The organism is Bradyrhizobium sp. AUGA SZCCT0105 (genome assembly GCF_018129565.1).
Taxonomy (GTDB): domain Bacteria; phylum Pseudomonadota; class Alphaproteobacteria; order Rhizobiales; family Xanthobacteraceae; genus Bradyrhizobium.
In genome coordinates this window covers 26,722-49,145 of record NZ_JAFCMK010000015.1, presented here as the reverse complement: position 1 = coordinate 49,145, position 22,424 = coordinate 26,722, and the positions used below count along the sequence as shown (strand labels likewise).

The window sequence follows — 22,424 nt, the reverse complement described above, 5'->3', positions numbered from 1 at the left end:
GCCCCAGACGCCATATGGCGAGCGAGGGACCGTATCGGCGGCAGCGGCGCAACTCAAGCGGTGGCGGGACACATCCGACGGCAGATTTGCGGAAACGCCAGGTTTCAGGTAATAATTCCTACCATCCGGGGTGTCCTCGATGGCCAAACAGTCCAAAGCCGCCCGACCGCTGACCCACGCGCAGGTCTGGGCCGCGCTCGACCGGCTCGCCGAACGCGCCGGCCTGTCGCCGTCCGGCCTTGCCAAGCAGTCAGGTCTCGACCCCACCACCTTCAACAAGTCCAAGCGCGTGACCGGCGACGGACGCGAGCGCTGGCCGTCGACCGAATCGCTCTCCAAGGCGCTGGCGGCGAGCAATGCCAGCATGGAGACCTTCGTGCAGCTGCTCGGTGATGGCCCGCGCGCCGGCCAGTCGGTGCCGTTGCTCGGCTTCGCGCAGGCCGGCGCCGGCGGCTATTTCGACGACAGCGGCTTTCCCGCCGGCAAGGGCTGGGATGAAGTGGCGCTGCCGGCGACATCAGACGAGCACGCCTATGCGCTGGAGATCGAGGGCGACTCGATGAAGCCGGCCTATCGCGAAGGTGACATCATCGTGGTGTCACCCGCGACCGCGATCCGCCGCGGCGACCGCGTGGTGGTTCGCACCACCGGCGGCGAGGTGATGGTGAAGGAACTGAAGCGACGCACCGGCAAGGTGCTGGAACTCGCATCGCTCAATCCGGAGCACCCCGACCGCATGCTCGATGCCGAGGAGGTCACGTGGATCGCGCGCGTCGTGTGGGCGAGCCAGTAGCTGAGGAGTTTCAGTCGCCACAAAACCAGTGTCGTCCCGGCGAAGGCCGGGACCCATAACCACCGCCGTTTGAATTGTAGCGAGTTGGGGCCACAGCTCGCTTCGACAACATGACCCTGTGGTAATGGGTCCCGGCCTTCGCCGGGACGACGGTGAAATTTGCGGCGCTGCCATCCCCCTACGTCGCGTAGTCCGGCTCCTTGCGGTCCAGCATCCGCTTCAGCGCATCGAAATGCCGCTGCGAGGGGCTTGGGCCGTTGTAGAGATGGTCGTCACGGAAATCGCGCTTGGTCTTCTCGACCACATGCTGCGGCAATTGCTTGAACGGCTGCTGGGTCCACATCGCATAGATCTGCACCTGCGCGGCGCGCTCGATGTAATAGAGCCGGTCATAGGCATCGGCGACGGTCTCGCCGACGGTGGAGATGCCATGGTTGGCCATGAACAGGATGGTCTTGTTGCCGATCACCTTGGCGAGCCGCGCGCCCTCCTCGGGATCCAGCGCCGGGCCGGTGTAGAGATCGTCATAGGCGATCGCCTCCGACAGCCCGACCTCGGTCTGGCCGATCTCCTTGATGCGCGGATCCTCGAGCCGCGTCAGCGCGCTCGCATACGGCATGTGGGTGTGGAACACCGCCTTGGCCTGCGGCAGCGCCTTGTGGATCGGCGCATGGATGCAATAGCAGGAGCGCTCGACCTCACCCTCGCCGCGCTTCACCTCGGCATCGTCGATGCCGACCTCCATGAAGGACGACGCGGTGACCTCCGACCAGTGCATGCCGAACGGGATCTGGTAGTAGCGATCGCTCCGGCCGGGCACCACGAAGGTGAGATGGTTGAAGATGCCTTCCGAAAAGCCATGGATGTAGGCGAGCCGATGCGCGGCCGCGAGATCGACCCGCGCCTGCCATTCCTCGGCGCTCGAACTATCCTGCAGCGATGTCGGCGAAACCCTGAACTGCATGCGCATGCTCCCATCTGTGCCGGCCTCTCGGCGGAGGCCGTGCTGATTTCATGGAGCGAGTGTAGCGCAAGCCGGCTGCGGCCTCCGCTGACAATGCCGCTGGCCAGCTATCCGCATTTTGCGGCCTTGTCGCCGCAAACACTCCTGTCGTCCCGGCCTTGAGCCGGGACCCATAACCACCACTCATCGTGTTGAAGAAGGCTGGGGCCACATCTCGCCCTGACAACACGATCCTGCGGTTATGGGTCCCTGCTTTCGCAGGGACGACAACAGTCAGAGTCCGCCCACCTACGACGACCGCGCCAGCGCGCCGTCGATCATGTTGACGGCGTTCTGCACACCGTAGACCGCGACGAAGGAGCCGAACCGCGGGCCCTTCTCCTGGCCGAGCAGCACCTGGTAGAGCATGTTGAACCAGTCGAGCGAGACGCCGGGACGGCCGTCCTTGCCCTTCTTGACCGTGTCGAGGAACGGCTCGCGGCGGCCGATCTCGTAGACCACGTTCTGGATATCTTCCGCGGTCGCGTCAGCCGGCATGTTGGCGAGCGCATCGCGCAGGTCCTGCAACGCGGCGCGCTCACCTTCGGTGGGCTCGCGGAACTGCTTGGTCGGCGCCACGAAGTCGCGATAGTAGTTGATGGCGTAGCCGACCATCGCATCGAGCTTCGGATGGGTCTGCGGCGTCACGCCCGGACGATAGCGGCCGATGAAGCCCCACAACGTCTCGGCATTCTCCGCATTCGACGACGACACCAGCGTCAGCAGCAGCTGGAAGGTGACGGGCATGTCGGCCTGCGGCGGCTTGCCGGAATGGATGTGCCAGACCGGATTCTGCAGCTGCTGCCGCGCCTCCTGCCGCGTGAAGCCGTCGAGGAACTGCTGGTAGTCGTCGACATTGCGCGGGATGACGTCGAAATAGAGCCGCTTCGCCGCCTTGGGCTCGCGATACATGAACAGCGACAGCGATTCCGGCGAGGCGTAGCGCAGCCATTCGTCGATCGTCAGGCCGTTGCCCTTCGACTTCGAGATCTTCTGGCCCTTCTCGTCGAGGAACAGCTCGTAGTTGAAGCCTTCCGGCGGCGTGCCGCCGAGCGCCGCGCAGATCTTGGCGGACAGCTTCACCGAGTCGATCAGATCCTTGCCGGCCATTTCATAGTCGACGCCGAGGGCATACCAGCGCATCGCCCAATCCGGCTTCCATTGCAGCTTGCAGCGGCCGCCGGTGACGGGAACGGTGACGCTCTCCTTGGTATCGGGATCTTCATAGGAGATGGTGCCGGCCTTGGCGTCGTGTGCCGTCACCGGCACGTAAAGCACGAGGCCCGTGCGCGGGCAGATCGGCAGGAACGGCGAGTAGCTCGCGGCGCGCTCTTCGCGCAGCGACGGCAGCATGATCGCCATCACCTTCTCGATCCGCTCCAGCATGCGCAGCAGCGCGGCATCGAACCGGCCGGAAGTGTAATACTCGGTCGAGCTCGCGAACTCGTAGTCGAAGCCGAACTGATCGAGGAAGGCGCGCAGCCGCGCATTGTTGTGCTGGCCGAAGCTCGGATGGGTGCCGAACGGATCGGGCACCTTGGTCAGCGGCTTGCCGAGATGCTGCGCCAGCATCTCTTTGTTCGGCACGTTGTCCGGCACCTTGCGCAGGCCGTCCATGTCGTCGGAGAAGGCGAGCAGGCGCGTCTTGATCTTGTCCTCGGTGAGCACGCGGAAGGCATGGCGCACCATCGTGGTGCGCGCGACCTCGCCGAACGTGCCGATATGCGGCAGGCCGGACGGGCCATAGCCGGTCTCGAACAGCACCTCGTCCTTCGGATTTTTCTTCAGCCGCGCCACAATCGCTTTCGCCTGCTCGAACGGCCAGGCGTTGGATTGTTCGGCGAGCGCCCGCAGGTCGCTCGGGCTGGCAGCAAGATCAATCACGGACATTTCTTCAGGCTTTCTCCAAAATGGCCGCGAAAACTAACGCTTTCGCGGCAAAATGCAAAACGACGGGAAGTTTGTCGTCATTCCGGGGCGATGCGCAGCATCGAACCCGAATGACGAATTCAGAACGGGCTGATCGAGAAATAGCGCAGCCACAGATCGGTGAAGCGGCCTTTTTCCCAGATCCGGAACAGCGCCCAGTTCAGCGACTGCCGGAGCAGATCGTTGCCCTTGCGCACGGCGATGCCGACGCCCTCGCCGAAATAGCGGCTTTCGACAAAGGGCCCGCCCGAAAACGCGCAGCATTCGGCGGAATCGGTGCCGTTGATCCAGAACGCGAGCGAGATCGCATCGCCGAAGATGAAGTCGACCTCGCCGCGGCGCAGCGCTGCGCGCAGCGCGTCGTTATCCGGATAGGAATGGATCTCGGCGTCGGTGAACATCGCCTTGAGGTAGGCCTCGTGCGAGGTGCCGGCGATGACGCCGATCTTCTTGCCCTCGAGATATTCCGGGCGGATTTCCGGCATCACGTTGTCGCGGCGCGACACGAAGCGCGCCGGCGCGCGGTAATAGGGATCGGTGAAATCGACCTTGGCGCGCAGCTGCGGCGTCACCGCCATCGACGCGATGATGGCATCGCCGCGGTTGGTGGCCAGCGCATCGATCAGGGTCTCGAAGCGACGCATCTGGATGGTGCAGGTGACCTTGATCTCGTCGCAGAGCGAGCGCGCCAGGTCGACATTGAAGCCGGCGGGATTGCCGTCTGGCCCCGTGAAGTTGAACGGCGGATAATCGGTCTCGGTCAGGAAGCGGATCACGGTGAGGCGCGACAGGTCCGGCCGATCCGGCCGTCGCCGCGGGTCCCAGAAGCCCGGCACCGCCTGCGGCGCGGCCTCGGCGGCCTTGGGCGGCTGGATCGGAGGCGACGGGGCGGCAGCTGCTGGCGGCGTTGCTACCGGGGGCGTCGCTGGTGCCGCTTGTGCGGGGGCAGGCCTGGCGGGCTGGGCTGGCGCAGGCGCCGGCTTGGCCGCCGGTGTCAGCGGTGCCGAGGGCGTCTGCCCGAGCGCAGGCTCCGCCAAGGCCAGCAGGGCGGCCGCCATCATCCCTACGGCCAGGCGAAGCTGGCGCGAGCGGACGGCAAAGGGCTGGGCGGATAAATCTGGCATAACCGGCAATTTTAGGGAATTGAACGGCTTATAGACCATCCGGCGCGTGATGCGAGCGCCGAATGGGTTAATTCTGAACCGGAAAAAGGGGTCAGAGATACCGTTTGAGATCGGTCGCCGCCTCTTCCGGCGTGCGTTTCAGATTGAACGGCGCAACGAAATGGCCGTCGCGGTCCATCAAATAGATCAGCGCGGTGTGATCCATCGTGTAGTCGCCATCCTTCAGCGGCACCTTCTTGGCGTAGACCCGGTAGCTCGACAGCACCTTGGCGATCGCGGCGGGATCGCCGGTCAGGCCCTTGAGGTGCGGATCGAAGCTCGAAAGGTAATCCTTCATCGCCGTGGCGGTGTCGCGTTCCGGGTCGACCGAGACGAAATAGGCGTTCACGCGGTCGGCGTCCTTGCCCATCGCCTTCAGGACCTCCGAGATCTCGAACAGCGAGGTCGGGCAGATGTCCGGGCAATGGGTGAAGCCGAAGAAGATCAGCGTCGGCTTGCCCTGAAGGTTCTTGTCGGTGACGGCCTGGCCGGACTGGTCGGTGAGCTGGAACGGCCCGCCGATCGCGGCTGGCGCGGCGACGGTGCGCAGGCCGCCGACCGCCCACAACATGAGGAACAGGCCGACCGCCAGACTGCCTGCGAAGGCAGCAAAGATCACCAATGGGCGCGTGGTCCGGGGCATGATGCGAGGGCGTCCTTGTCAGAAGCAGGCGGCGATGCCGGCCGTGATCATTTCGAAAAACACCGCGGTCCCGTAGTGGAACCAGAGCGCGGCAGCGGCGAGCGAGGCCAATCCGCCGATGCCGGCAGCGCCCCACAGGATTGCAGAGGCCACCCGGCCCTGCGGAGCCGTCACGAACTCGGATCGGGTGGAGATCGGCTGAACCATGCGGTTGAGATAAGCCGGGTTCCGGCAGGCAGCAAGCGCAATGGTCGTGGCAGGCCGTCAAATGATAGCGAGGCGATTCCGGGCCCTTACCTCGTCATGCCCGGTCTGCCGGCGATGACGAGAGAGGACGCTTGCCGAGATCGGTCAGCGCGCCGGCTCGGCGGGTTTGGGCGCCGAGGCCTGGGCGTTGAGGTAACACGGCTTGTACAGCGCCTGCAGTTGCTTGCCGCGCAGGAAGATCATGTGCCGGGTCAGGCCACCGCGGTCCGCGATCCATCTGCGTACCGCCGGCGGGTACATCAGGTACAGCATGTGGGTGGCTTCGGGATTGGGGACCGGGCGGCCGTTGTCGCCGTAATCCCAGGCGGCATGGAAGCCGAGACTGGCGTGTGAGGTCACACAGATCCGGTCATGCGGGACCTTGCCGAGCACGATGGTGCAGGCCGAGGCGCACAGCCCGTCGATGATCACGGTCTCACCGGATGTGCGCAGGTCCTGATATTTGTCGACATAGATGCCGATCTTGCCGCCGCGATCGTCGGCGATCCTGACCACTGCCTGAGACGCCCCCATTCCCGCCAGCAGGAGAACCGCAGCGAGCAACCCCGTCATCAACTTCATTTTGGCCAGCCCCAGTCGAAACCGAATCTGTTTGGTCTGTGATGCAAGACAATCGTGAGCGTGTTGCCGCCGGCGATTTTTGTCCAGACGAGCGAAGCCGGTCAAAACAAATTCAAATTGGGTGTTGCGCGGGCGCTGCAGTGGCGTGTGGAAAAGGTCCCAAACTGGAACAACTTGCCGCAACCATTTGATGCCTCGCCGCCACAGGCAAGGTCCATTTGGCGTTGACCGCGCACAACGACGCGGTCTTGAATCCCGTTGGGACGGGGGAAATCAAAATGGCTGACGATGCAGATGTGATCGTGATCGGCGCCGGACTTGCCGGTCTGGTCGCCGCGACCGAGATCGCCGACGCCGGCAAGCGCGTCATCGTGCTCGACCAGGAAGGGGAGCAGAGCATCGGCGGCCAGGCCTTCTGGTCGTTTGGCGGATTGTTCCTGGTCGATTCGCCGGAACAGCGCCGCCTCGGCATCAAGGATTCCGTCGAACTCGCGTTGCAGGACTGGATGGGCACCGCCGGTTTCGATCGCGAGGAGGATCATTGGCCGCGCAAATGGGCCGAAGCCTATGTCGCGTTCGCCGCGGGCGAGAAGCGCAACTGGCTGCGCGCGATGGGCCACCGCATTTTCCCGGTGGTCGGCTGGGCCGAGCGCGGCGGTTACGACGCCATGGGCCACGGCAATTCGGTGCCGCGCTTCCATGTCACCTGGGGCACCGGCCCCGGCATCGTCGAGCCGTTCGAGCGGCGCGCGCGCGAGGCTGCCAGGAACGGACAACTGGTGTTCAAGTTCCGCCATCGCGTCGATGCGCTCAGCATCAGCAACGGCACGGTCGATGGCGTGAGCGGCGCGATCCTGGAACCGTCAGGCGTCGAACGCGGCAAGAGTTCCTCGCGCAACGTCGTCGGTGATTTTTCGCTGCGCGCGCAAGCGGTGATCGTCGCCTCCGGCGGCATCGGCGGCAATCATGATCTGGTGCGGCAGAACTGGCCGAAGCGGCTCGGCGAGCCGCCGAAGTTCATGATCTCGGGCGTGCCCGAACATGTCGACGGCCGCATGATCGGCATCACCGAGCAAGCAGGCGGCCGGCTGATCAACCGCGATCGCATGTGGCACTATGTCGAAGGCATCCAGAACTGGAACCCGATCTGGCCACGTCATGGCATCCGGATCCTGCCGGGACCGTCGTCGCTGTGGTTCGACGCCACGGGCAAGCGGCTGCCGGCGCCGCTGTTCCCGGGCTCCGACACACTCGGGCAGCTGCACTACATCATGGGCACCGGCTACGATTATTCGTGGTTCATCCTGACCCAGAGCATCATCAAGAAGGAATTTGCGCTGTCGGGCTCGGAGCAGAACCCCGACCTCACCGGAAAAAGCTGGCGCATGACCATCAAGCGCGCCACCAACAAGGGCGCGCCGGCGCCGGTGGAAGCCTTCAAGCAGCACGGCGCCGACTTCATCGTGCGCGACAATCTCACCGACCTCGTCGGCGCCATGAACAAGCTCGCCGGCAACGACCTCTTGCAGCTCGACGCCATCAAGACCCAGATCGAGGCGCGCGACCGCGAGATCACCAACCCCTATGTCAAGGATGCGCAGGTGATGAACCTGCACAATGCGCGGCGCTATATCGGCGACAGGCTGATCCGCACCGCGAAGCCGCACCGGATTCTCGATCCCGAACACGGCCCGCTGATCGCGGTGAAGCTCAACATCCTCACCCGCAAGACGCTCGGCGGCTTCGAGACCGATCTCGATTCACGCGTGTTCGGCAGAGATCACCAGATCATCCGCGGGCTCTACGCCGCCGGTGAAGCCGCCGGCTTCGGCGGCGGCGGCGTGCACGGCTATCGCTCGCTGGAGGGCACGTTCCTCGGCGGCTGCCTGTTCTCGGGGCGGAATGCGGGACGAGCTGCTGCGAAGGCGGTGGGCTAGGAGCGCAGCGATGTTGGGCAACTGGTTTCGACGCAAAGGCGGCGCCGTCGAGCCCGGCCCGTTCTATCGACCGTACCGGGACGATTCGGCAAACCAAATCTACAATCTGCTGTTCTGCGACAATATTTCCCTGCTGAACCAGCAGTCCAAGCAGGGTGATCTCGGCGCAGTCCTGTCCGACAACATCGATCGGGAGACGCTAGATCGGATCGGCAACGACCTTGATGTCGAAAGCCGTACCCGCGTCCTGGCGTTCAATCGTCTGCGCGCCATGAAGGCATCGGTCCCGCGCAAGCGGTTGCTCGGTACAATCGTCGAGATGCCGCTGCATGGAGGGATCGACACGTTGGCGATCTATCTCGACCACCGCCTGCGCTACATCAATCATACTGGAAAGATGGCGATCTTCGAGAGTACCCCTTCCCCGCTGTCAGCCTGTCTGGACAAGGTTTTGAGCGCATCGCAATTCGTGGTGAACCGCTACGGTCCATGGGACAGGGTACGCAAGGCTCCGCCGACCGGCGATCTCACCCGCATGACTTTTCTCGTCTCGGACGGGCTGTATTTCGGTGAGGGACACGCTTCGGACCTGCTGCGCGACCGATTTGCCGCGCCTGTCCTGAGCGCAGTCGGTCGGCTGATGCCGCTGCTTGTCGACGAAGCTCTCAGGATAAACCGCAGCAAGTCATGAGATCGATTCTGCAATCATCGAGTGCGCAACGTTTGGAACCCCGTCACTAGGGGCGCTGCCAAAAATATCGAAAACAACCCCATGCAAAGTAGCCGGCGGTGGCCGGCGTTCGGCCAAGCCACTTGACGCGACGGGCAACTCAGGGATATATTTCTATTATTCAGAATTAATGCAAATGTCCCGCTCATCCTGCGCCAGGCCGTGCACCCATAAGCCCGGCATGTGACACGTCCGCTTTGCTCTCATAGCGACCAGGTTCGTACCGCGGCGCAATAAGTCACGATGAGCCAACAGCAGACGCGATAGCCCAATCAGTTCGCTCGTTTCCAAATTACGTCGACTATATCTCCCGCCGGGGGACAAACGGTCAGCGTCAGTCGGTCTGCCGCAATCGCGACAAAGCGCTTCTGTTCGGTGCCATTCCAGTTTGGAAAGGAACTGCCTTCGACGTGGATTGCGATGCTGCTATCTGCCTCGTTCGCAGAATACGTTCCGAAGTAGGTTATCGTGCCGTCGGCGGTTTCCTTGTTTTCCTCGGGCGTGCCCTGCCACAGGGTATTGCTCGCGTATCTGGCTCGATCCGAGCGCATCACCGTGATGATGTATCGCCCACCCGCATCAAAGAACGCGATGCCTTGCGGAGCGGCCCCATAACGCTCGATCTTGGTGCCGTCGCCTTTCTTTTGCTCCCACGAGAGCAGCGTCCACGTACCAACCAGTTGATCTCTTAGCGATTGCTTCTGACCAAGCGCGTCGATTGTCATCATGAACGATCCAAAGGCCGCAACAGCGCATGCGGCGAAGATTGCTCGCAAAGTCATTGGTATCCCAAAGGGAGGATTGATAGCATCAGTCAAGCACCCGGACGTTACCATGCACGGGCGAGACGGGTAAGATAAAGGCCGCCAAGTCCGCCTTGGGCCAATACCGGACCTGTTGCCACTCCGCTGCCCGAAGGACTTGGCGTGGCGGGCCATGAGGCAGTCGTCGAAGGGCTCGCAGATTCATTCCCCCTGGTTAGTATGGCCATTCTCGAAGTCTGTTCCTTTCATGGGAGGACGGCATATGCGCTTCTTCGCCCTCGCTGTTGTCGTGTATTGCTATTTTACGCCTGGATTGGCTTTCGCGCAGGACACAGCGAGGCAGCTGGCCGGCAGTTGGAAGCTGACTTCGTGGACCATTCAGATCATCGGTGGAGACGTCACCGAACCGTTTGGTCGCAATCCGAAAGGCAGGGCGCTCATCACGCCGGACGGGTACGCGGCATTCGTCATCGCGGCGGCAAATCGCAAACCGGCGGCAAACGATGCAGAGTCGGCAGCTCTCCTCAAGACGCTGATGGTTTACACCGGCCCATTCACAATCGAGGACGACAAGTTCACAACCAAGGTCGATATATCCTGGAATGAGCTTCTGACCGGGCAGGACCAGGTGAGATTTTTCAAGTTGCAGGGCGACAAGCTGACCATTCGAACGGCAGAACAAGCCAGTGCCGTTTATCCCGGCAAGAAGGTGGTCGGAACCCTCACCTGGGAGCGCGAACGCTAAGACCGGCCGGGCTAGCGTTCGACGTTCTTGCACGCCGAAGCGCTGTGACGTCCGCTTGACCCCCGACACCGGACCTTCGATAGCAAGCGCGGCATTTCCGAAAAGGGCCAAGAGCTGACACAGACGCCGACCGGGTCGCCCATGGTCTAGAGTCGTCGCACACCTGGCCAGCAACGGGTAGCGTCGCGGAGATGTTACCCTTCGGCTGCGAATACGTAGCCGTTGCCATCCTTGGCCAGCGTGCCGACGTTCGGCATCAACCAGTGAGTACCCGAAATGGTGAGCTTGTCGGCGACCGCGCGATCGAAGATTTTCTTACGCGTTTCGACAGCCATTTGCGGATCCTGGTCGATGGCAAGCTGCCATTCCGGATTTGTTTGAATATGGGGCGAAAGATTGACCACGTCGGCGCTGATCAGGAACTGTTTGCTGCCGGATGACACCAGATGCGCCACCATCCCCGGGCTGTGGCCGGGCGCCTCTACGGCGCGTACGCCGGGCAGAAGCTCTGATTCTCCCTCAAAAGGTCTGACGTTTTTCCACGTCGCCACGGTAACTTGAATGCGCCGGGCAAGGCCTTTGCGCGTCGGTCCGAGATCGATCGACTCCACTCCCGGGCGTGTCCACCATTTCAACTCCGCAGCGGGCACCACGATCTCGGCATCCGGGAAGACTTGCGCATTGGTCTCATTATTCATGAGGCCATAAATATGGTCGCCGTGGAGATGGGAGATGAGAATCGTCTTGACTGCCTTGGGGTCAAGGCCTGCCGCCGCCATGCTCTCGAACAGCCGGCCGTTCCCCTCACCATAAATCGGATGACCGCCCGTGCCCGAGTCGATGAGGACCACTTGATCGCGCAGCTTGAGCGCCATGACGATAAACCGCAGTGGCGCCTGATTGTCGGGAAAACCGGCGCCACGCAACACGGTCTTGACCTGTTCGACGCTGACATTCCTGACCATGCCCTCCCGCAGCGGAACGTCACGCATGCCATCGATCAGAGAGAAGATTTCAATGTCGCCGACCTTGTATTTGCGAAAAGGTTGCGTGACGGACTGTTGAGCGTGAGCCGCGTCGACAAACGTGATCGGCTTGTCGAGTCCAAACGCGGCATAAGCACCGGCTGCGCCAAGTGTCACGTCCCGACGCGAGATACCGGACATCGTTCGGGGCTCCCCGCTGACTGAATGGATCGAGCATATCAATGGGGATGTGCACTGCACAAGGTCAGCTTTGGGTCAAACTGAGAAGGCGCCCGGCACGATCTTGGCGCCGGTCAGGGCCTCGGCGGCAGGATACCCGACGCCGGAGTCTGCGCCAAAGACGTCCGCTTTGCCGGAGCGCAGCAAGCCATCAGCATGGATTGAAGATCGTGACCCGGCCGGGATTTGCGAACTCCCATGGAGCGGGAGCTTTCGGCAACCTCGGGCCGCCCGCCAACCCCGGTGCCGCCCTTCCAAGGGGTTTTGTTCAGATGAGCCTGAAGGTGAGTGCGATCAAGAAGAACACGATCAGCCCGATGCCGACCAGCTTGAAGATATACGGGGCCTCAACGTCGTCGCCGAGCCGCTCGAAGGACGGCCCCCACAGGACCGTTGCGACGAACCCCAGAACAAAGAGCGTGATCGACAGGATTGTGGAGGCGGTATCGCCGATCGATGCTCCCATTTTGGACATTCCGCTCCTTGGATGTGGCTGAGAGATTTACAACATCTACGGGTTGAGGAAGAGTTTCCGACGCGCAGCAATCTGGGCAACAAGCCAAATGCGCTGTCGCTTCTTGGCCCATAGCTGACGGTCTGCATAATCGCCGCGAACGTCCGCTCTTTGAGGTCAGCCGGAAGTTCCCCGGTTCGGTCGCAATCGACAGCTTTTTGATCCACAGCGGACTTCGTGCGCATCGCGTTCGGTTACGGAGCCAATATCGCAATTGATAAACTTTGATCGGCTCGGCAAGTCTTTCTTTGGAACGAGCCGATAAAGCCTTCAGGCACGAAGGATTATGTCCATGTACTTCCTCACCGCCTGTCTGATCGTGGTCGTCTTGAGTTTCGAGGTATCGTTTCGTCGATCCTGGCATCTATCACGGAACTCTCGGGGGGCTGCCCCGGCCCAGCGGCTCGTAGCGCGGCGGCGGGCACTTGGGCCCGCATTCTGCGCTCTAATTTGTACGCTGGTGGTGCTGATCGGATTCGATCATGTTCAAGACAAGCTTGGTCTCTCCGCAACGACCAATCTCATGATGCTTGGTGCCTCTTTCTTCAGTGGCTGGTTTCTTGGCGTCATTGCCGGGATGGATCGGGATTGAAGCCGCGATCAACGTAAGCGAAAAATGCCATCGGGCTATGGCCGCCGCCGCTCCAGTTTTGGCCCTTAGCATGTCCGTCGGAGTGCTGGACATTCGCTTTTGACCCCGAAACGCCCGAGGACCAAATGGCCGAATTTGTCATTCGCGCAATCGGCGCTCTCATCGAAGCCGTATTGGACGCGCTGGTCGCTCACACGGGAAGACGAGTGCTGGCACTTTGTGGATTGCAATCGAACCTGTTCGTCGAGTTTCTGATCGGGTTTGTTGTTTGGGCGATTTTCGGACTCGCGCTGACAGTGCTCATCACCGTGCTGTTTGTGAAACCATAGCGATTCTCGCCGAAGTCCTCTAAGAGGTCTGCTATTGGCCCATAGCCCTTACGCAGCGGCCCTAATCCGCCTCCGCGCTGAGAAAGCGGACGCCGAACGTGTCGGCGTTGGCCTCGCCCCAGTCGTAGAGCGCCTGCAGCATCGGCTTCAGCATCTCGCCGCGTTTGGTCAGGCAATAACGCGAGGAGCCGCCGCCGCGCTCCTGCTTGACGAAGCCTGAATTGCAGAGATCGCGCAGGCGCTCGGTCAACACCTTGTCGCTGAGCTGCGGAATGTCGTGGCGCAATTCGCCGTAGCGCATCGGCCGCACCTTCAGCCGGCTCAGGATCACGGTCTTCCATTTGCCGCTGAGCTGATCGATCGAGAACTCGACCGGGCAACCATATTTGCGCTTGGTCTTGCGGATCATCGCAACTCTCCCGCGGCACTTTCCATCTGGTTCGTTGAGAGCCGCCGTCGATCCATCTAAGCACGCTTTGCACGGGTTGGGCGAGTTCAGGGATCATTGCAAGGCATGACAGAGGACAGTTCCGCCCGAGGCCCGAGCGGCGAGCGACATCCGCGCAAGCGCATTATCGTCAGACGCAACGGGCCCTACGAACCCGACCCCGGCATTCCGATTGTCGATCATCTCGGTGTGCCGATCACAGCCGAGGCGCCGGTGCGGCTCTGCCGCTGCGGGCAATCGCAGACCAAGCCGTTCTGCGACGACAGCCACATCGCGCGCGGCTTCACCGGCGCCAGGGATCCACGGCAGGTGCCCGACAAGCTCGACGTCTATGCGGGGCAGCAGGCCTACGTGTTCGACAATCGCGGCACCTGCGCGCATTCCGGCTTCTGCACCGACCGGCTCAACTCGGTGTTCCATCTCGGCGAGGAACCGTTCATCGCGCCGAGCGGGGCGCGCCTCGACGACCTCATCAATGCGGTGCGCCGATGTCCGTCGGGCGCGCTCGGCATCGGCATCGGCCCCGCGCGGGACGCCAACCTGTCCGACGTCGACCGGCCGCCGCAGATCGAAGTATCGAAGGATGGCCCCTATCGCGTCACCGGCCAAATCGAACTGGTCGACGAGGATGGCGCGCCGATCACAGGGAATGCGGGCGCGTCGCAGGAGCATGTCAGCCTGTGCCGCTGCGGCTCGTCGCTGAACAAGCCGTTCTGCAGCGGCATGCACTGGAACGTCGGATTTCATGATCCGGTTCCGGATCCGATGCGCGAGCCGACGCTGTTCGAATGGGCCGGCGGCTATCCCGCACTGCTCGACATGACGCGCATCTTCTACAGCCGCTACGTGCCGGAAGATCCGCTGCTCGGCCCGCTGTTCGCCGAGATGTCGCCGGATCATCCCGAACGGGTGGCGGCCTGGCTCAGCGAGGTGTTCGGCGGCCCGCGCTTCTACACCGAACGCTATGGCGGCTATCGGCGGATGGTGTCGCAGCACATCGGCAAGGAGATCCGGCCGGAGCAGCGCGCGCTGTGGGCCACCTACATGGTGCAGAGCGCCGACGATGCCGGGCTGCCGTCCGATCCGGAATTCCGCGCCGCGTTCGTCGCCTATATCGAATGGGGCTCACGGATCGCGGTGGAGAATTCCGGCGCCGACGCGAAACCGCCACCGAACATGCCGGTGCCGCGCTGGTGGTGGGTCTGCAACGCAACGCCCGCCACGCGGCTGCCCGCAATCGCAACCCATGCGCAGGCTGCGAACGAAGTCAGCGTCGCGCTGCCCGGCCCCGACGAGGCCGTGCAATTCGAGCAGCACATCCGGCCGCTGTTCCGGCCGATGGACCGCGACTCGATGCTGTTCGCCTTCGATCTCTGGAAGGAGGCTGATGTCGCCAAGCACGGCCGGCAGATCCTGGCCCGCCTCGAGGCCGGCACCATGCCGTGCGACGGCGCCTGGCCGGCCGATCAGATCGCGCTGTTTGCGCGCTGGGCCGATGCCATGAACGAGCCAACCTGATCGTGACGCCAGGCTCCCGACAGACTGGTTGAACCCGCCTCGCCGGCGTGCTGCAATCGCCGCAGCAAGGCGGGTTTCTTTGGCGATGCGACAGTGCCCAATCGGCTTACTGGCTTTGGCCGGCGCACTTGCGTTGAGCGGTGGGCCGGCGGCTGCGGATTCGCTCGTCGTCAACGGCACGACGCGAACCTTCACGCTGCAGGCTCCAGCCACCAAGCCGGCGCCGCTCGTGATCGTGCTGCACGGCAAGACCCAAAGTAGCGCCGACATGATCACGCGGACGTCGTGGCCGTTGATCGCCAGGCGCGACGGCTTTGCAGCGGTCTATCCCGACGGGTTGAACCGCGCCTGGGCCGACTCCCGGCCGGACACACGCCGCGCCGGCAATCCGCCGCCGGAAGGCACCGACGACGTCGCCTTCATCACCCAGTTGATCGCAAAGCTCGTCGGCGACGGCACCGCCGATCCGAAGCGCATTTATGTCACCGGCATCTCCAACGGCGGCGCGATGGCCATGACGCTGGCCTGCGAACGCGCCGACCTGTTCGCCGCGGCGGCCAGCGTCGTCATGAACCTGACCGATGAGTCAGCTGGGGCTTGCCGGCCCGCGCGTCCGGTACCGATGCTGCTGATGAACGGCACCGTCGACCCGCTGATCCCCTACCAAGGCGGCCGCGGCACCAGCTATTTTGCAGCCGACGGATTCTGGTCGACCGAACGCACACTGGAATTCTGGCGACGTGTCGATGGCTGCGAGACCAAAGACGCCGCAACCACCGATCTGCCCGACCGCAATCCGTCCGATCAATCGACAGTCACGCGGATCGACTCGGCCTGCCCGCAGGGACGTGACGTCGTGCTTTACCGCGTGAATGGCGGCGGTCATCGCATGCCCGGCCACTTCCCGGACGCGCATTTTACGAAATTGGCGGCGACGCTGCTCGGCCCCCAAAACGGCGACATCGACGGCGCCGACACGATTTGGGCGTTCTTCGCGCGATTTCCGTGAGCGGTGCTGCAAATTGTGCAGTGGCGGTGGTCGCCGTGACAGGCTAGAGGGTTGGTTCTGATCAAATCAGAACCAAACCTCTCGATCTCTTGTCTTGACGCGTTTTCTTCACGCGAACCGGTAGCCACTTCGCTTGAAAACGCTATGGACATGCCCGCCATTCAAGTGGAGACCCAAATGAGCATTCAGCGTTTCGAAACCGGCCCGCGCATGAGCCAGGCCGTCGTGCACGGCAACACCGTCTATCTCGCCGGCGTTGTCGCCGGCAAGGCCGCGGGCGGCAGCGTCACCGACCAGACCAAGGACATCCTGTCGATCATCGACGGCCATCTCGCCAAGGCCGGCACCGACAAGTCGAAGCTGCTCAGCGCGACCATCTACATCACCGACATGAAGACATTCCCGGAGATGAACGCGGTGTGGGACGGCTGGGTCTCGGAGGGTAACACCCCGGCCCGCGCCACCGTCGAGGCCAAGCTGGCTGCGCCGCAGTACAATGTCGAGATCATGGTCGTCGCGGCGAAGTAGACGCGACGCGGATCATCGCAATGGAGCCCGATGCCCCGGATTGCAAGACTGCAGTCCGGGGCATTTCATTTGGCACCTCAGGCGCTGATCTGCAATCGCCCGCCCGCGGCCTCGCCGAGGTCGGACTGAAGCCAGCGGGCAATCCGACGCCACGAACCGGCCAGAGCCTTGCAGCCGATGAACAGGCCGAGGTGACCACACGGCTGGGTGTCGCATTGCAGCCACGCGGGCGGCGTGCCCAACAGTCGCAACGTCGCAAATGCCTGGTCGGGCGGAACAACAATGTCGTTCTCGGCTGCGAGCAGGAAAACGGGCTGCTTCACTGCAGCGAGATCGATCTTGCAGCCAAGCGCGACGAAGTCTCCGGCCGCGATCCGGTTCTGGCGAAAGATCCAGTCGGTCACTTCGAGGTAGTAGGTGCCCGGCAGATCGAGCGGCTCGCTGTTCCAGCGCGTGAAGCAATCGAGCAGCGCCCGTGCATCCTCCGACTTGTCGTCGAGCCGCCGCTGCAGCGCCGCTTCCACGTCAAGCGTGCTGAGCGGGACGCTCCAGACCTGCAGCATCTGCCTGCCACTGACGATTCCATTCCCCTGGCGCACCAGCGCCTCAAAACCTTGCTGCGGAAGCGAGGCGACCATCCTGGAAAGCTCCGACGGCACAGAGACGTCGACCGGGCTGCCCGCCAGCACGAGCCGCCGCACCTTGTCGGGAAAGCGCGCGGCATAGAGCAGTGACAGCCAGCCACCCTGACAGAGACCGGCAAGGTCGACGGGCGGCCCGATCGTGTCGACGGCCACGTTGAGATCGGACAGATAGGTGTCGATCGAGAAATATCGCATCTCCGGTGCCGCCGAGAGCCAATCCGTGAGATAGAGACGTGCAATACCCGCGCCTCGTAACGCCTCCATCAGGCTGTGGCCGGGCGCAAGATCCGCTATCTTCGCGCGATGCAGCGCGTAGGGCGCGCAGACCAGCAGTGGCGGCCCTTCGATAGCTCTCGAGAAATCCAGCAGGCGCATCGATGGCAGTTGCAGCGCCACCGAATGGGCCGTCGTCCAGGGCAGCCTCGCCACTTCGTCCGCCGCATCTGTCGGTTCGGGCGCGCGACCGGGGTACCATTGCGAGTAGATATCGAGCGCCAATCGCGTGGCTTCAAACGGCCATAGCCAAGCGTGCTGCACCCAGTCGGCGCTGGCACTTCGTTCCGATGGGTCCGTCTTTTCGTGCAAGCTCATTCACCGATTGATCGCCACCGGAATAGTCCGACCGGCACGGATCGAAGCCTTGACCCTGATCAAGAACCGACGAATTCACGTTGGTCACTCTACGCCAAACCCGCCGGGACGGCAGCCACGCCGGGACGTCACGATTTCGCGATCCCGGCACGCCTTGCAGCCAGGCGGGGACACCATCGCTTCGGCGGCTATGCGGCGCGCGCCGTGCCCTTCTCCGCCTCGAGCCTGCGTGCGAACAGCCAGCGAAAATAGGTCAGCGGCGCATCGGCGCCGATCGCCAGCAGCTGATAATCCGGATCGACGTCGAGCACCTTCTGCTGCGCCTCGATGAAATCCTTGTCCTCGTTGAAGGCCTCCTCGAGGGAATGCCGCAGCGACAGCGAAATGTTCAGATTGTCGATGTCGAAATCGTGCAGGTAATTCCAGAAGAAGTGCGTCGAGGAGCGCGTCTCCGGCGTCATGAACTGCGCGTTGCGGTATTGCCGCGTGCCCGGAACCTGAACGCCCTTCTCCACGCCCTGCCCCGCCGGCGCAAACGTCGTGTCGAGCGTGAAGATGCCAGGCACGATCATGCGGCCGATATTGCGACGATCGACCTTGTCGTCGCGGTTGGAGATCACCTTCTTGTGGTAGGGCGGCGCATCGGCGCCCATGTGCCAACGCTCGACGCGGAAGCCGTCATCGAGCTTCTCGATCGCCACCGGCTTGGTCTTGTAGGCGTATTCCTCGGAGCCGCCGAGCGTGTTGGTGTGCACGAAGGCCAGATGCGCGAAGTCGCTGAGGTTGTCGACGATCAGGAGCCAGTTGGCCTTGTAGTGCATGTAGCCCGGCAGGCCGCGCCATTTGGGATCCTCGAGCGGCGGATAGTCGAGGATCAGCTTCGGATCGGCCTTCTCGGCATCGCCGGTCCAGATGAAGATCATGTTGTAGCGTTCGACCACCGGATAGCTGCGCACGCCGAGCTTGGCGGGGATCGCGTCCTGCCCCGGGATCTGGATGCACTTGCCGTCGGCCGCGAACTTCATGCCGTGATACATGCATCTGATGTCGTCACCCTCGACGCGCCCCATCGAGAGCGGTGCGGCGCGATGGCAGCAACGGTCGTCGAGCGCGACCACCTTTCCGCTGGCGCCGCGATACAGCACGATCGGCCGCTCCAGGATGGTTCGCGCCAGCTTCTTGCCGTCGATCAGCTCGTGGTTCAGCGCGGCCACATACCAGGCGTTGCGCAGGAAAATTCCGTCATCGGCCATGTCAGCCTCCCAATGCAATGTTGCTTGCAATGAGGTTAGGTGATCCCGGTCATCGGGATAATCCGATTTGGCTGGACACACTGTACCGCTGGATGGACAATCGGCCATGGAGTGGCGCGACTGGGAGCTGTTTTGCGAGGTTGTCGAGCATGGCGGCTTCACCGCGGCCGCGCGGGTGCTCGGGCATCCCAAATCGAGCCTCAGTGCTGCGGTGCAGCGTCTCGAGGCCAATCTCGGGCTGCGCCTGATCGAGCGGACCACGCGGCACCTGCGGCTGACCGATTCCGGCGAGACCATCTATCGCAAGGTGCGCCCGCTGTTCGCCGCGCTGCACGACACCCACAGTGAGGCGCTGGCGATGTCTAGCGCCGTCGCAGGCACCCTGCGTATCAAGGCGCCGTACGAATTCGGCGCGCACCACGCAGGGCCGGTCGCCTGCGCCGTGATGGGCCGCTATCCGGAGCTTTCGATCCGGATCGATGTCGAGCACGACATCGTCAACCCGATCGCCGAGAACTACGACATCGTGTTCGCGATGCTGGAGGCGCCGCTGCCATCGGCGGGCATCGTGATCCGCCGCGTCTTCACCCTCGAGCGCGGCCTGTTCGCGGCACCGGCGCTATTGGAGAAGTTCGGCGAGCCGCGCACGCTGGATGAGTTGAGGAAGCTGCCGCTGTTGACCGGTCCCAGCGATCCGCCATGGGCGATCACCGCTCCCGGCGGTGTGGTCGAGCATCTCGCGGTCGATCGCGCGCGCCTCACCAGCTCGAACGCCCATGTCCGCCTGCAGGCGGCGCTCGCCGGCCATGGCGTGCTGCGGGTTACGGCGAGCTACACCCGCGCCGCGGTCGCGGCCGGCGAGTTGCGGCGGCTGCTGCCGGACCATGCCTGCGAGCCGCTCAACGTGCACGCGCTGCTGCCGGCGCGGCAATTCGTCCCGGCCAAGGTGCGCTGCTTCCTCGATGCGATGGAGGCGCACGCGCGCGGTGATCCGGAGGCTTACATCAGGCCGTAGCCGCTGACCGGCTCCATTTTGGCCGATCATCATTTTCTCGGGAACCTGTCCGGCCCGCCGGCATCCAATGGTAATATACCGCCAACAGTGAGGGCGAGCCCGCCATGCGCCAGGCCCATGTAACGTCCCTGCCGCCGATCCGCTCCGGCGATGCCGAACTCGTGCAACGCGCGCTCGCCCGCGACGAGGCTGCGATCCGTGCCATCATGCAGGCGAACAATCGCCGGCTGTTCCGGCTGGCGCGCGGCATCCTCCGCAATGACAGCGAGGCCGAGGATGCGGTTCAGGACGCCTATGCGCGCGCCTTCACCCATCTTGACCAGTTCCGCGGCGACTCCAGCCTCTCGACCTGGCTGTCGCGGATCGCGATGAACGAGGCGCTCGGCCGCCTGCGCAGCAAACACGCAAGCGTGGAGTGGTCCGAGCTGCCGGAAGACGCCGTAGAAGCTCAAATCATCCCGTTCCCGCTGTCGTCAGCGGACGATCCGGAAAAATCCATGGCCCAGCGCGAAATCCGGCATGTCGTCGAGCACGCGATCGACGAGCTGCCCGAGGCGTTCCGCCTCGTCTTCATCACCCGTGTGATCGAGGGCATGAATGTCGAGGAGACCGCTGATATCCTCGGCCTCAAGCCGGAGACCGTGAAAACCCGCCTGCACCGCGCCCGGACCATGCTGCGCGACAATGTCGAGCGGAAGATCGGCCCTATCGTGATGGAGGCCTTTCCCTTCGCGGGCCGGCGCTGCGAGCGATTGACCGAGGCGGTCCTGAAACGGCTCGGCGTCACAGCATAGATTTTTGGGAACCTCTGGCTATCAGCACCATCCAACTCCTGTGCAAGCAACGACGTGCCGTGCGCTACGCCCGGCTCAACAGGAGTGTCAAACCATGTTCGTTCGATTGAGCATTGCGGTCGCCGCGCTCAGCGTTCTCACCGGCGCTGCGCTGGCCCAGGGCGCAAAGCTGACCGACCCGCAGATCGCGCACATCGCCTACACGGCAGGTGTGATCGACATCAATGCCGCCAAGCAGGCGGAGACCAAAGCTTCCAATAAGGACGTCAAGGCGTTCGCCAAGGACATGGCACGCGACCATGAGGCGGTGAACAAGCAGGCGCTCGACCTCGTCAAGAAGCTGAAGGTGACGCCGGAGGACAACGACACCAGCAAGGCGCTGTCGAAACAGGCGGCCGACAAGCTCGCCGAGCTCGGCAAGCTGAAGGGCGCAGCCTACGACAAGGCCTACATCGACAACGAGGTCGCCTACCACAAGACCGTCAACACCGCGCTGGAGACACAGCTGATCCCCTCGGCCAGCAATCCCGAGCTGAAGAGCCTGCTGCAGACCGGCCTGAAGATCTTCCAGGGCCACGAGCAGCATGCCGAACACGTCGCGGCCAGCATGAAATAAGGAGACGCGTGATGTCGCCCGGACGCTATCTCGCAACGCTGGCTTTGCTCGCGCTCGGCGCGATGGCTGTCCCGGCGCATGCAGCCACCATCCAGATCGTGATGGAGAATTTGGTGATCTCGCCGGCCGAGGTATCGGCCAAGGTCGGCGACACCATCGAATGGGTCAACAAGGACGTATTGGCGCACACCGCCACCGCGAAGAACGGCGACTTCGACGTGACGATTGCACCGAAGAAGACGGCCAGGTCGGTTCTGACCAAGGCCGGTGCTGTCGACTATTACTGCCGCTTCCACCCCAACATGAAGGCGGTGCTGACCATCGCGCCATGACCTGCGCGATGAGTTGCACGATGACCTCCGAGGTAATCGATCGGCGCAGGCGAACCTTCGATAGTCCGGACAGCCGCACAGTCCGGCACATCGAAGGAGAGCACCATGACCGACCACACGACCATCGCCCGCCGCTATATCGAGCTCTGGAACGAGCGGATGCCGAGCCGGCGGCGCGAGATGCTGAGCGAGAACTGGACCGCCGATGCGCGTTATGTCGATCCGATGATGAGCGGCGACGGCCATGACGGCGTCGACGCGCTGATCGCAGGCGTGCAGCAGAAGTTTCCGGATTTCACCTTCAAGCTGATCGGCGAGCCGAACGGCTTCGGCGACCATGTCCGCTTCTCCTGGGGCCTCGGGCCCGACGGCGTCGACAGCCCGATCAAGGGCACCGACTTCGCCATGCTGAAGGACGGCCGGATCAGGAGCATCACCGGCTTCCTCGACCAGGTGCCGGGCGCCTGACCCAGGCTCCCCACAGTCGTCATTCCGGGGCGA

General features: G+C 63.3%; 26 protein-coding genes. 14 read left to right on the top strand and 12 right to left on the bottom strand.

Annotated features, from left to right (window positions below; translation table 11 throughout):
- The first annotated feature begins 139 nt into the window (after positions 1-139).
- The gene (locus JQ573_RS37200) at positions 140-793 is read left to right on the top strand and encodes a helix-turn-helix transcriptional regulator (protein WP_212319840.1); all 654 of its coding nucleotides are present in this window, start codon (positions 140-142) and stop codon (positions 791-793) included.
- A gap of 178 nt (positions 794-971) precedes the next feature.
- Here the strand turns inward: JQ573_RS37200 and JQ573_RS37195 are convergent, their stop codons facing one another.
- From JQ573_RS37195 to JQ573_RS37170, 6 genes are all read right to left on the bottom strand, one after another.
- On the bottom strand, positions 972-1,757 hold the full coding sequence (locus tag JQ573_RS37195) for a class II aldolase/adducin family protein (protein WP_249132703.1): 786 nt from the start codon (positions 1,755-1,757) through the stop codon (positions 972-974).
- Between the two features lie 288 nt (positions 1,758-2,045).
- On the bottom strand, positions 2,046-3,686 hold the full coding sequence (locus JQ573_RS37190; RefSeq protein ID WP_212319836.1) for a lysine--tRNA ligase: 1,641 nt from the start codon (positions 3,684-3,686) through the stop codon (positions 2,046-2,048).
- 119 nt (positions 3,687-3,805) lie between these two features.
- Positions 3,806-4,849 (bottom strand): transporter substrate-binding domain-containing protein, encoded by a 1,044-nt coding sequence (locus tag JQ573_RS37185; RefSeq protein WP_212319834.1) that lies wholly within the window; start codon positions 4,847-4,849, stop codon positions 3,806-3,808.
- Positions 4,850-4,940: 91 nt separating this feature from the next.
- On the bottom strand, positions 4,941-5,531 hold the full coding sequence (locus JQ573_RS37180; RefSeq protein WP_212319832.1) for an SCO family protein: 591 nt from the start codon (positions 5,529-5,531) through the stop codon (positions 4,941-4,943).
- Between the two features lie 18 nt (positions 5,532-5,549).
- Positions 5,550-5,738, bottom strand: coding sequence for a hypothetical protein (locus tag JQ573_RS37175; RefSeq protein ID WP_212319830.1), 189 nt, complete (start codon positions 5,736-5,738; stop codon positions 5,550-5,552).
- A 144-nt stretch (positions 5,739-5,882) separates the two neighbouring features.
- Positions 5,883-6,359, bottom strand: a complete 477-nt coding sequence (locus JQ573_RS37170) for a hypothetical protein (protein ID WP_212319829.1) — start codon at positions 6,357-6,359, stop codon at positions 5,883-5,885.
- Between the two features lie 278 nt (positions 6,360-6,637).
- Here JQ573_RS37170 and JQ573_RS37165 point away from each other — a divergent pair, with 278 nt between their 5' ends.
- Together JQ573_RS37165 and JQ573_RS37160 are read left to right on the top strand one after the other, a co-directional pair.
- Complete coding sequence (locus tag JQ573_RS37165; RefSeq protein WP_212319826.1) at positions 6,638-8,296, top strand: FAD-binding dehydrogenase; 1,659 nt, start codon at positions 6,638-6,640, stop codon at positions 8,294-8,296.
- 10 nt (positions 8,297-8,306) lie between these two features.
- Positions 8,307-8,987 carry a hypothetical protein gene (locus tag JQ573_RS37160; protein WP_212319824.1) on the top strand — a complete coding sequence of 227 codons (681 nt, stop codon included), beginning with the start codon at positions 8,307-8,309 and terminating at the stop codon, positions 8,985-8,987.
- Between the two features lie 311 nt (positions 8,988-9,298).
- Here JQ573_RS37160 and JQ573_RS37155 read toward each other — a convergent pair whose 3' ends face one another.
- Complete coding sequence (locus JQ573_RS37155; RefSeq protein WP_212319823.1) at positions 9,299-9,754, bottom strand: lipocalin-like domain-containing protein; 456 nt, start codon at positions 9,752-9,754, stop codon at positions 9,299-9,301.
- Between the two features lie 298 nt (positions 9,755-10,052).
- Here JQ573_RS37155 and JQ573_RS37150 point away from each other — a divergent pair, with 298 nt between their 5' ends.
- The gene (locus tag JQ573_RS37150; protein WP_212319821.1) at positions 10,053-10,535 is read left to right on the top strand and encodes a lipocalin-like domain-containing protein; all 483 of its coding nucleotides are present in this window, start codon (positions 10,053-10,055) and stop codon (positions 10,533-10,535) included.
- A gap of 194 nt (positions 10,536-10,729) precedes the next feature.
- On the opposite strand, the gene JQ573_RS37145 is transcribed toward JQ573_RS37150, so the two are convergent.
- Both JQ573_RS37145 and JQ573_RS37140 read right to left on the bottom strand, forming a co-directional pair.
- Complete coding sequence (locus JQ573_RS37145) at positions 10,730-11,701, bottom strand: MBL fold metallo-hydrolase (RefSeq protein ID WP_212319819.1); 972 nt, start codon at positions 11,699-11,701, stop codon at positions 10,730-10,732.
- A 307-nt stretch (positions 11,702-12,008) separates the two neighbouring features.
- Positions 12,009-12,215 carry a hypothetical protein gene (locus tag JQ573_RS37140; RefSeq protein ID WP_212408788.1) on the bottom strand — a complete coding sequence of 69 codons (207 nt, stop codon included), beginning with the start codon at positions 12,213-12,215 and terminating at the stop codon, positions 12,009-12,011.
- Between the two features lie 331 nt (positions 12,216-12,546).
- Between JQ573_RS37140 and JQ573_RS37135 the strand changes: the two genes are divergently transcribed.
- Together JQ573_RS37135 and JQ573_RS37130 are read left to right on the top strand one after the other, a co-directional pair.
- On the top strand, positions 12,547-12,846 hold the full coding sequence (locus JQ573_RS37135; RefSeq protein ID WP_212319815.1) for a hypothetical protein: 300 nt from the start codon (positions 12,547-12,549) through the stop codon (positions 12,844-12,846).
- Between the two features lie 125 nt (positions 12,847-12,971).
- The gene (locus JQ573_RS37130) at positions 12,972-13,175 is read left to right on the top strand and encodes a hypothetical protein (RefSeq protein ID WP_212319813.1); all 204 of its coding nucleotides are present in this window, start codon (positions 12,972-12,974) and stop codon (positions 13,173-13,175) included.
- Positions 13,176-13,236: 61 nt separating this feature from the next.
- On the opposite strand, the gene JQ573_RS37125 is transcribed toward JQ573_RS37130, so the two are convergent.
- On the bottom strand, positions 13,237-13,584 hold the full coding sequence (locus JQ573_RS37125) for a helix-turn-helix domain-containing protein (RefSeq protein WP_163153530.1): 348 nt from the start codon (positions 13,582-13,584) through the stop codon (positions 13,237-13,239).
- Between the two features lie 105 nt (positions 13,585-13,689).
- Here JQ573_RS37125 and JQ573_RS37120 point away from each other — a divergent pair, with 105 nt between their 5' ends.
- The 3 genes from JQ573_RS37120 (at position 13,690) to JQ573_RS37110 (ending at position 16,678) form a co-directional block, all read left to right on the top strand.
- Entirely contained in the window at positions 13,690-15,141 is a 1,452-nt protein-coding gene (locus tag JQ573_RS37120) for a CDGSH iron-sulfur domain-containing protein (protein ID WP_212319811.1), read from the top strand.
- Between the two features lie 85 nt (positions 15,142-15,226).
- The gene (locus tag JQ573_RS37115) at positions 15,227-16,150 is read left to right on the top strand and encodes a PHB depolymerase family esterase (protein WP_212319809.1); all 924 of its coding nucleotides are present in this window, start codon (positions 15,227-15,229) and stop codon (positions 16,148-16,150) included.
- A 177-nt stretch (positions 16,151-16,327) separates the two neighbouring features.
- On the top strand, positions 16,328-16,678 hold the full coding sequence (locus JQ573_RS37110; RefSeq protein ID WP_028339041.1) for a RidA family protein: 351 nt from the start codon (positions 16,328-16,330) through the stop codon (positions 16,676-16,678).
- 77 nt (positions 16,679-16,755) lie between these two features.
- Here JQ573_RS37110 and JQ573_RS37105 read toward each other — a convergent pair whose 3' ends face one another.
- Together JQ573_RS37105 and JQ573_RS37100 are read right to left on the bottom strand one after the other, a co-directional pair.
- Complete coding sequence (locus tag JQ573_RS37105; protein WP_212319953.1) at positions 16,756-17,751, bottom strand: alpha/beta fold hydrolase; 996 nt, start codon at positions 17,749-17,751, stop codon at positions 16,756-16,758.
- Between the two features lie 350 nt (positions 17,752-18,101).
- Positions 18,102-19,166, bottom strand: a complete 1,065-nt coding sequence (locus JQ573_RS37100; protein WP_212319807.1) for an aromatic ring-hydroxylating dioxygenase subunit alpha — start codon at positions 19,164-19,166, stop codon at positions 18,102-18,104.
- Positions 19,167-19,272: 106 nt separating this feature from the next.
- On the opposite strand from JQ573_RS37100, the gene JQ573_RS37095 reads away from it, so the two are divergent.
- The 5 genes from JQ573_RS37095 to JQ573_RS37075 all read left to right on the top strand — a co-directional run bounded on the left by JQ573_RS37095 (position 19,273) and on the right by JQ573_RS37075 (position 22,391).
- Positions 19,273-20,181 (top strand): LysR family transcriptional regulator, encoded by a 909-nt coding sequence (locus JQ573_RS37095; protein ID WP_212319805.1) that lies wholly within the window; start codon positions 19,273-19,275, stop codon positions 20,179-20,181.
- A gap of 104 nt (positions 20,182-20,285) precedes the next feature.
- Complete coding sequence (locus tag JQ573_RS37090) at positions 20,286-20,975, top strand: RNA polymerase sigma factor (RefSeq protein ID WP_212319803.1); 690 nt, start codon at positions 20,286-20,288, stop codon at positions 20,973-20,975.
- 94 nt (positions 20,976-21,069) lie between these two features.
- Complete coding sequence (locus tag JQ573_RS37085; RefSeq protein ID WP_212319801.1) at positions 21,070-21,591, top strand: DUF4142 domain-containing protein; 522 nt, start codon at positions 21,070-21,072, stop codon at positions 21,589-21,591.
- A gap of 11 nt (positions 21,592-21,602) precedes the next feature.
- Positions 21,603-21,923, top strand: a complete 321-nt coding sequence (locus JQ573_RS37080; protein WP_212319799.1) for a cupredoxin domain-containing protein — start codon at positions 21,603-21,605, stop codon at positions 21,921-21,923.
- Between the two features lie 105 nt (positions 21,924-22,028).
- A complete protein-coding gene (locus tag JQ573_RS37075) occupies positions 22,029-22,391 on the top strand; it encodes a nuclear transport factor 2 family protein (RefSeq protein ID WP_092119311.1) in 363 nt (120 codons plus the stop codon).
- Positions 22,392-22,424: the final 33 nt, after the last annotated feature.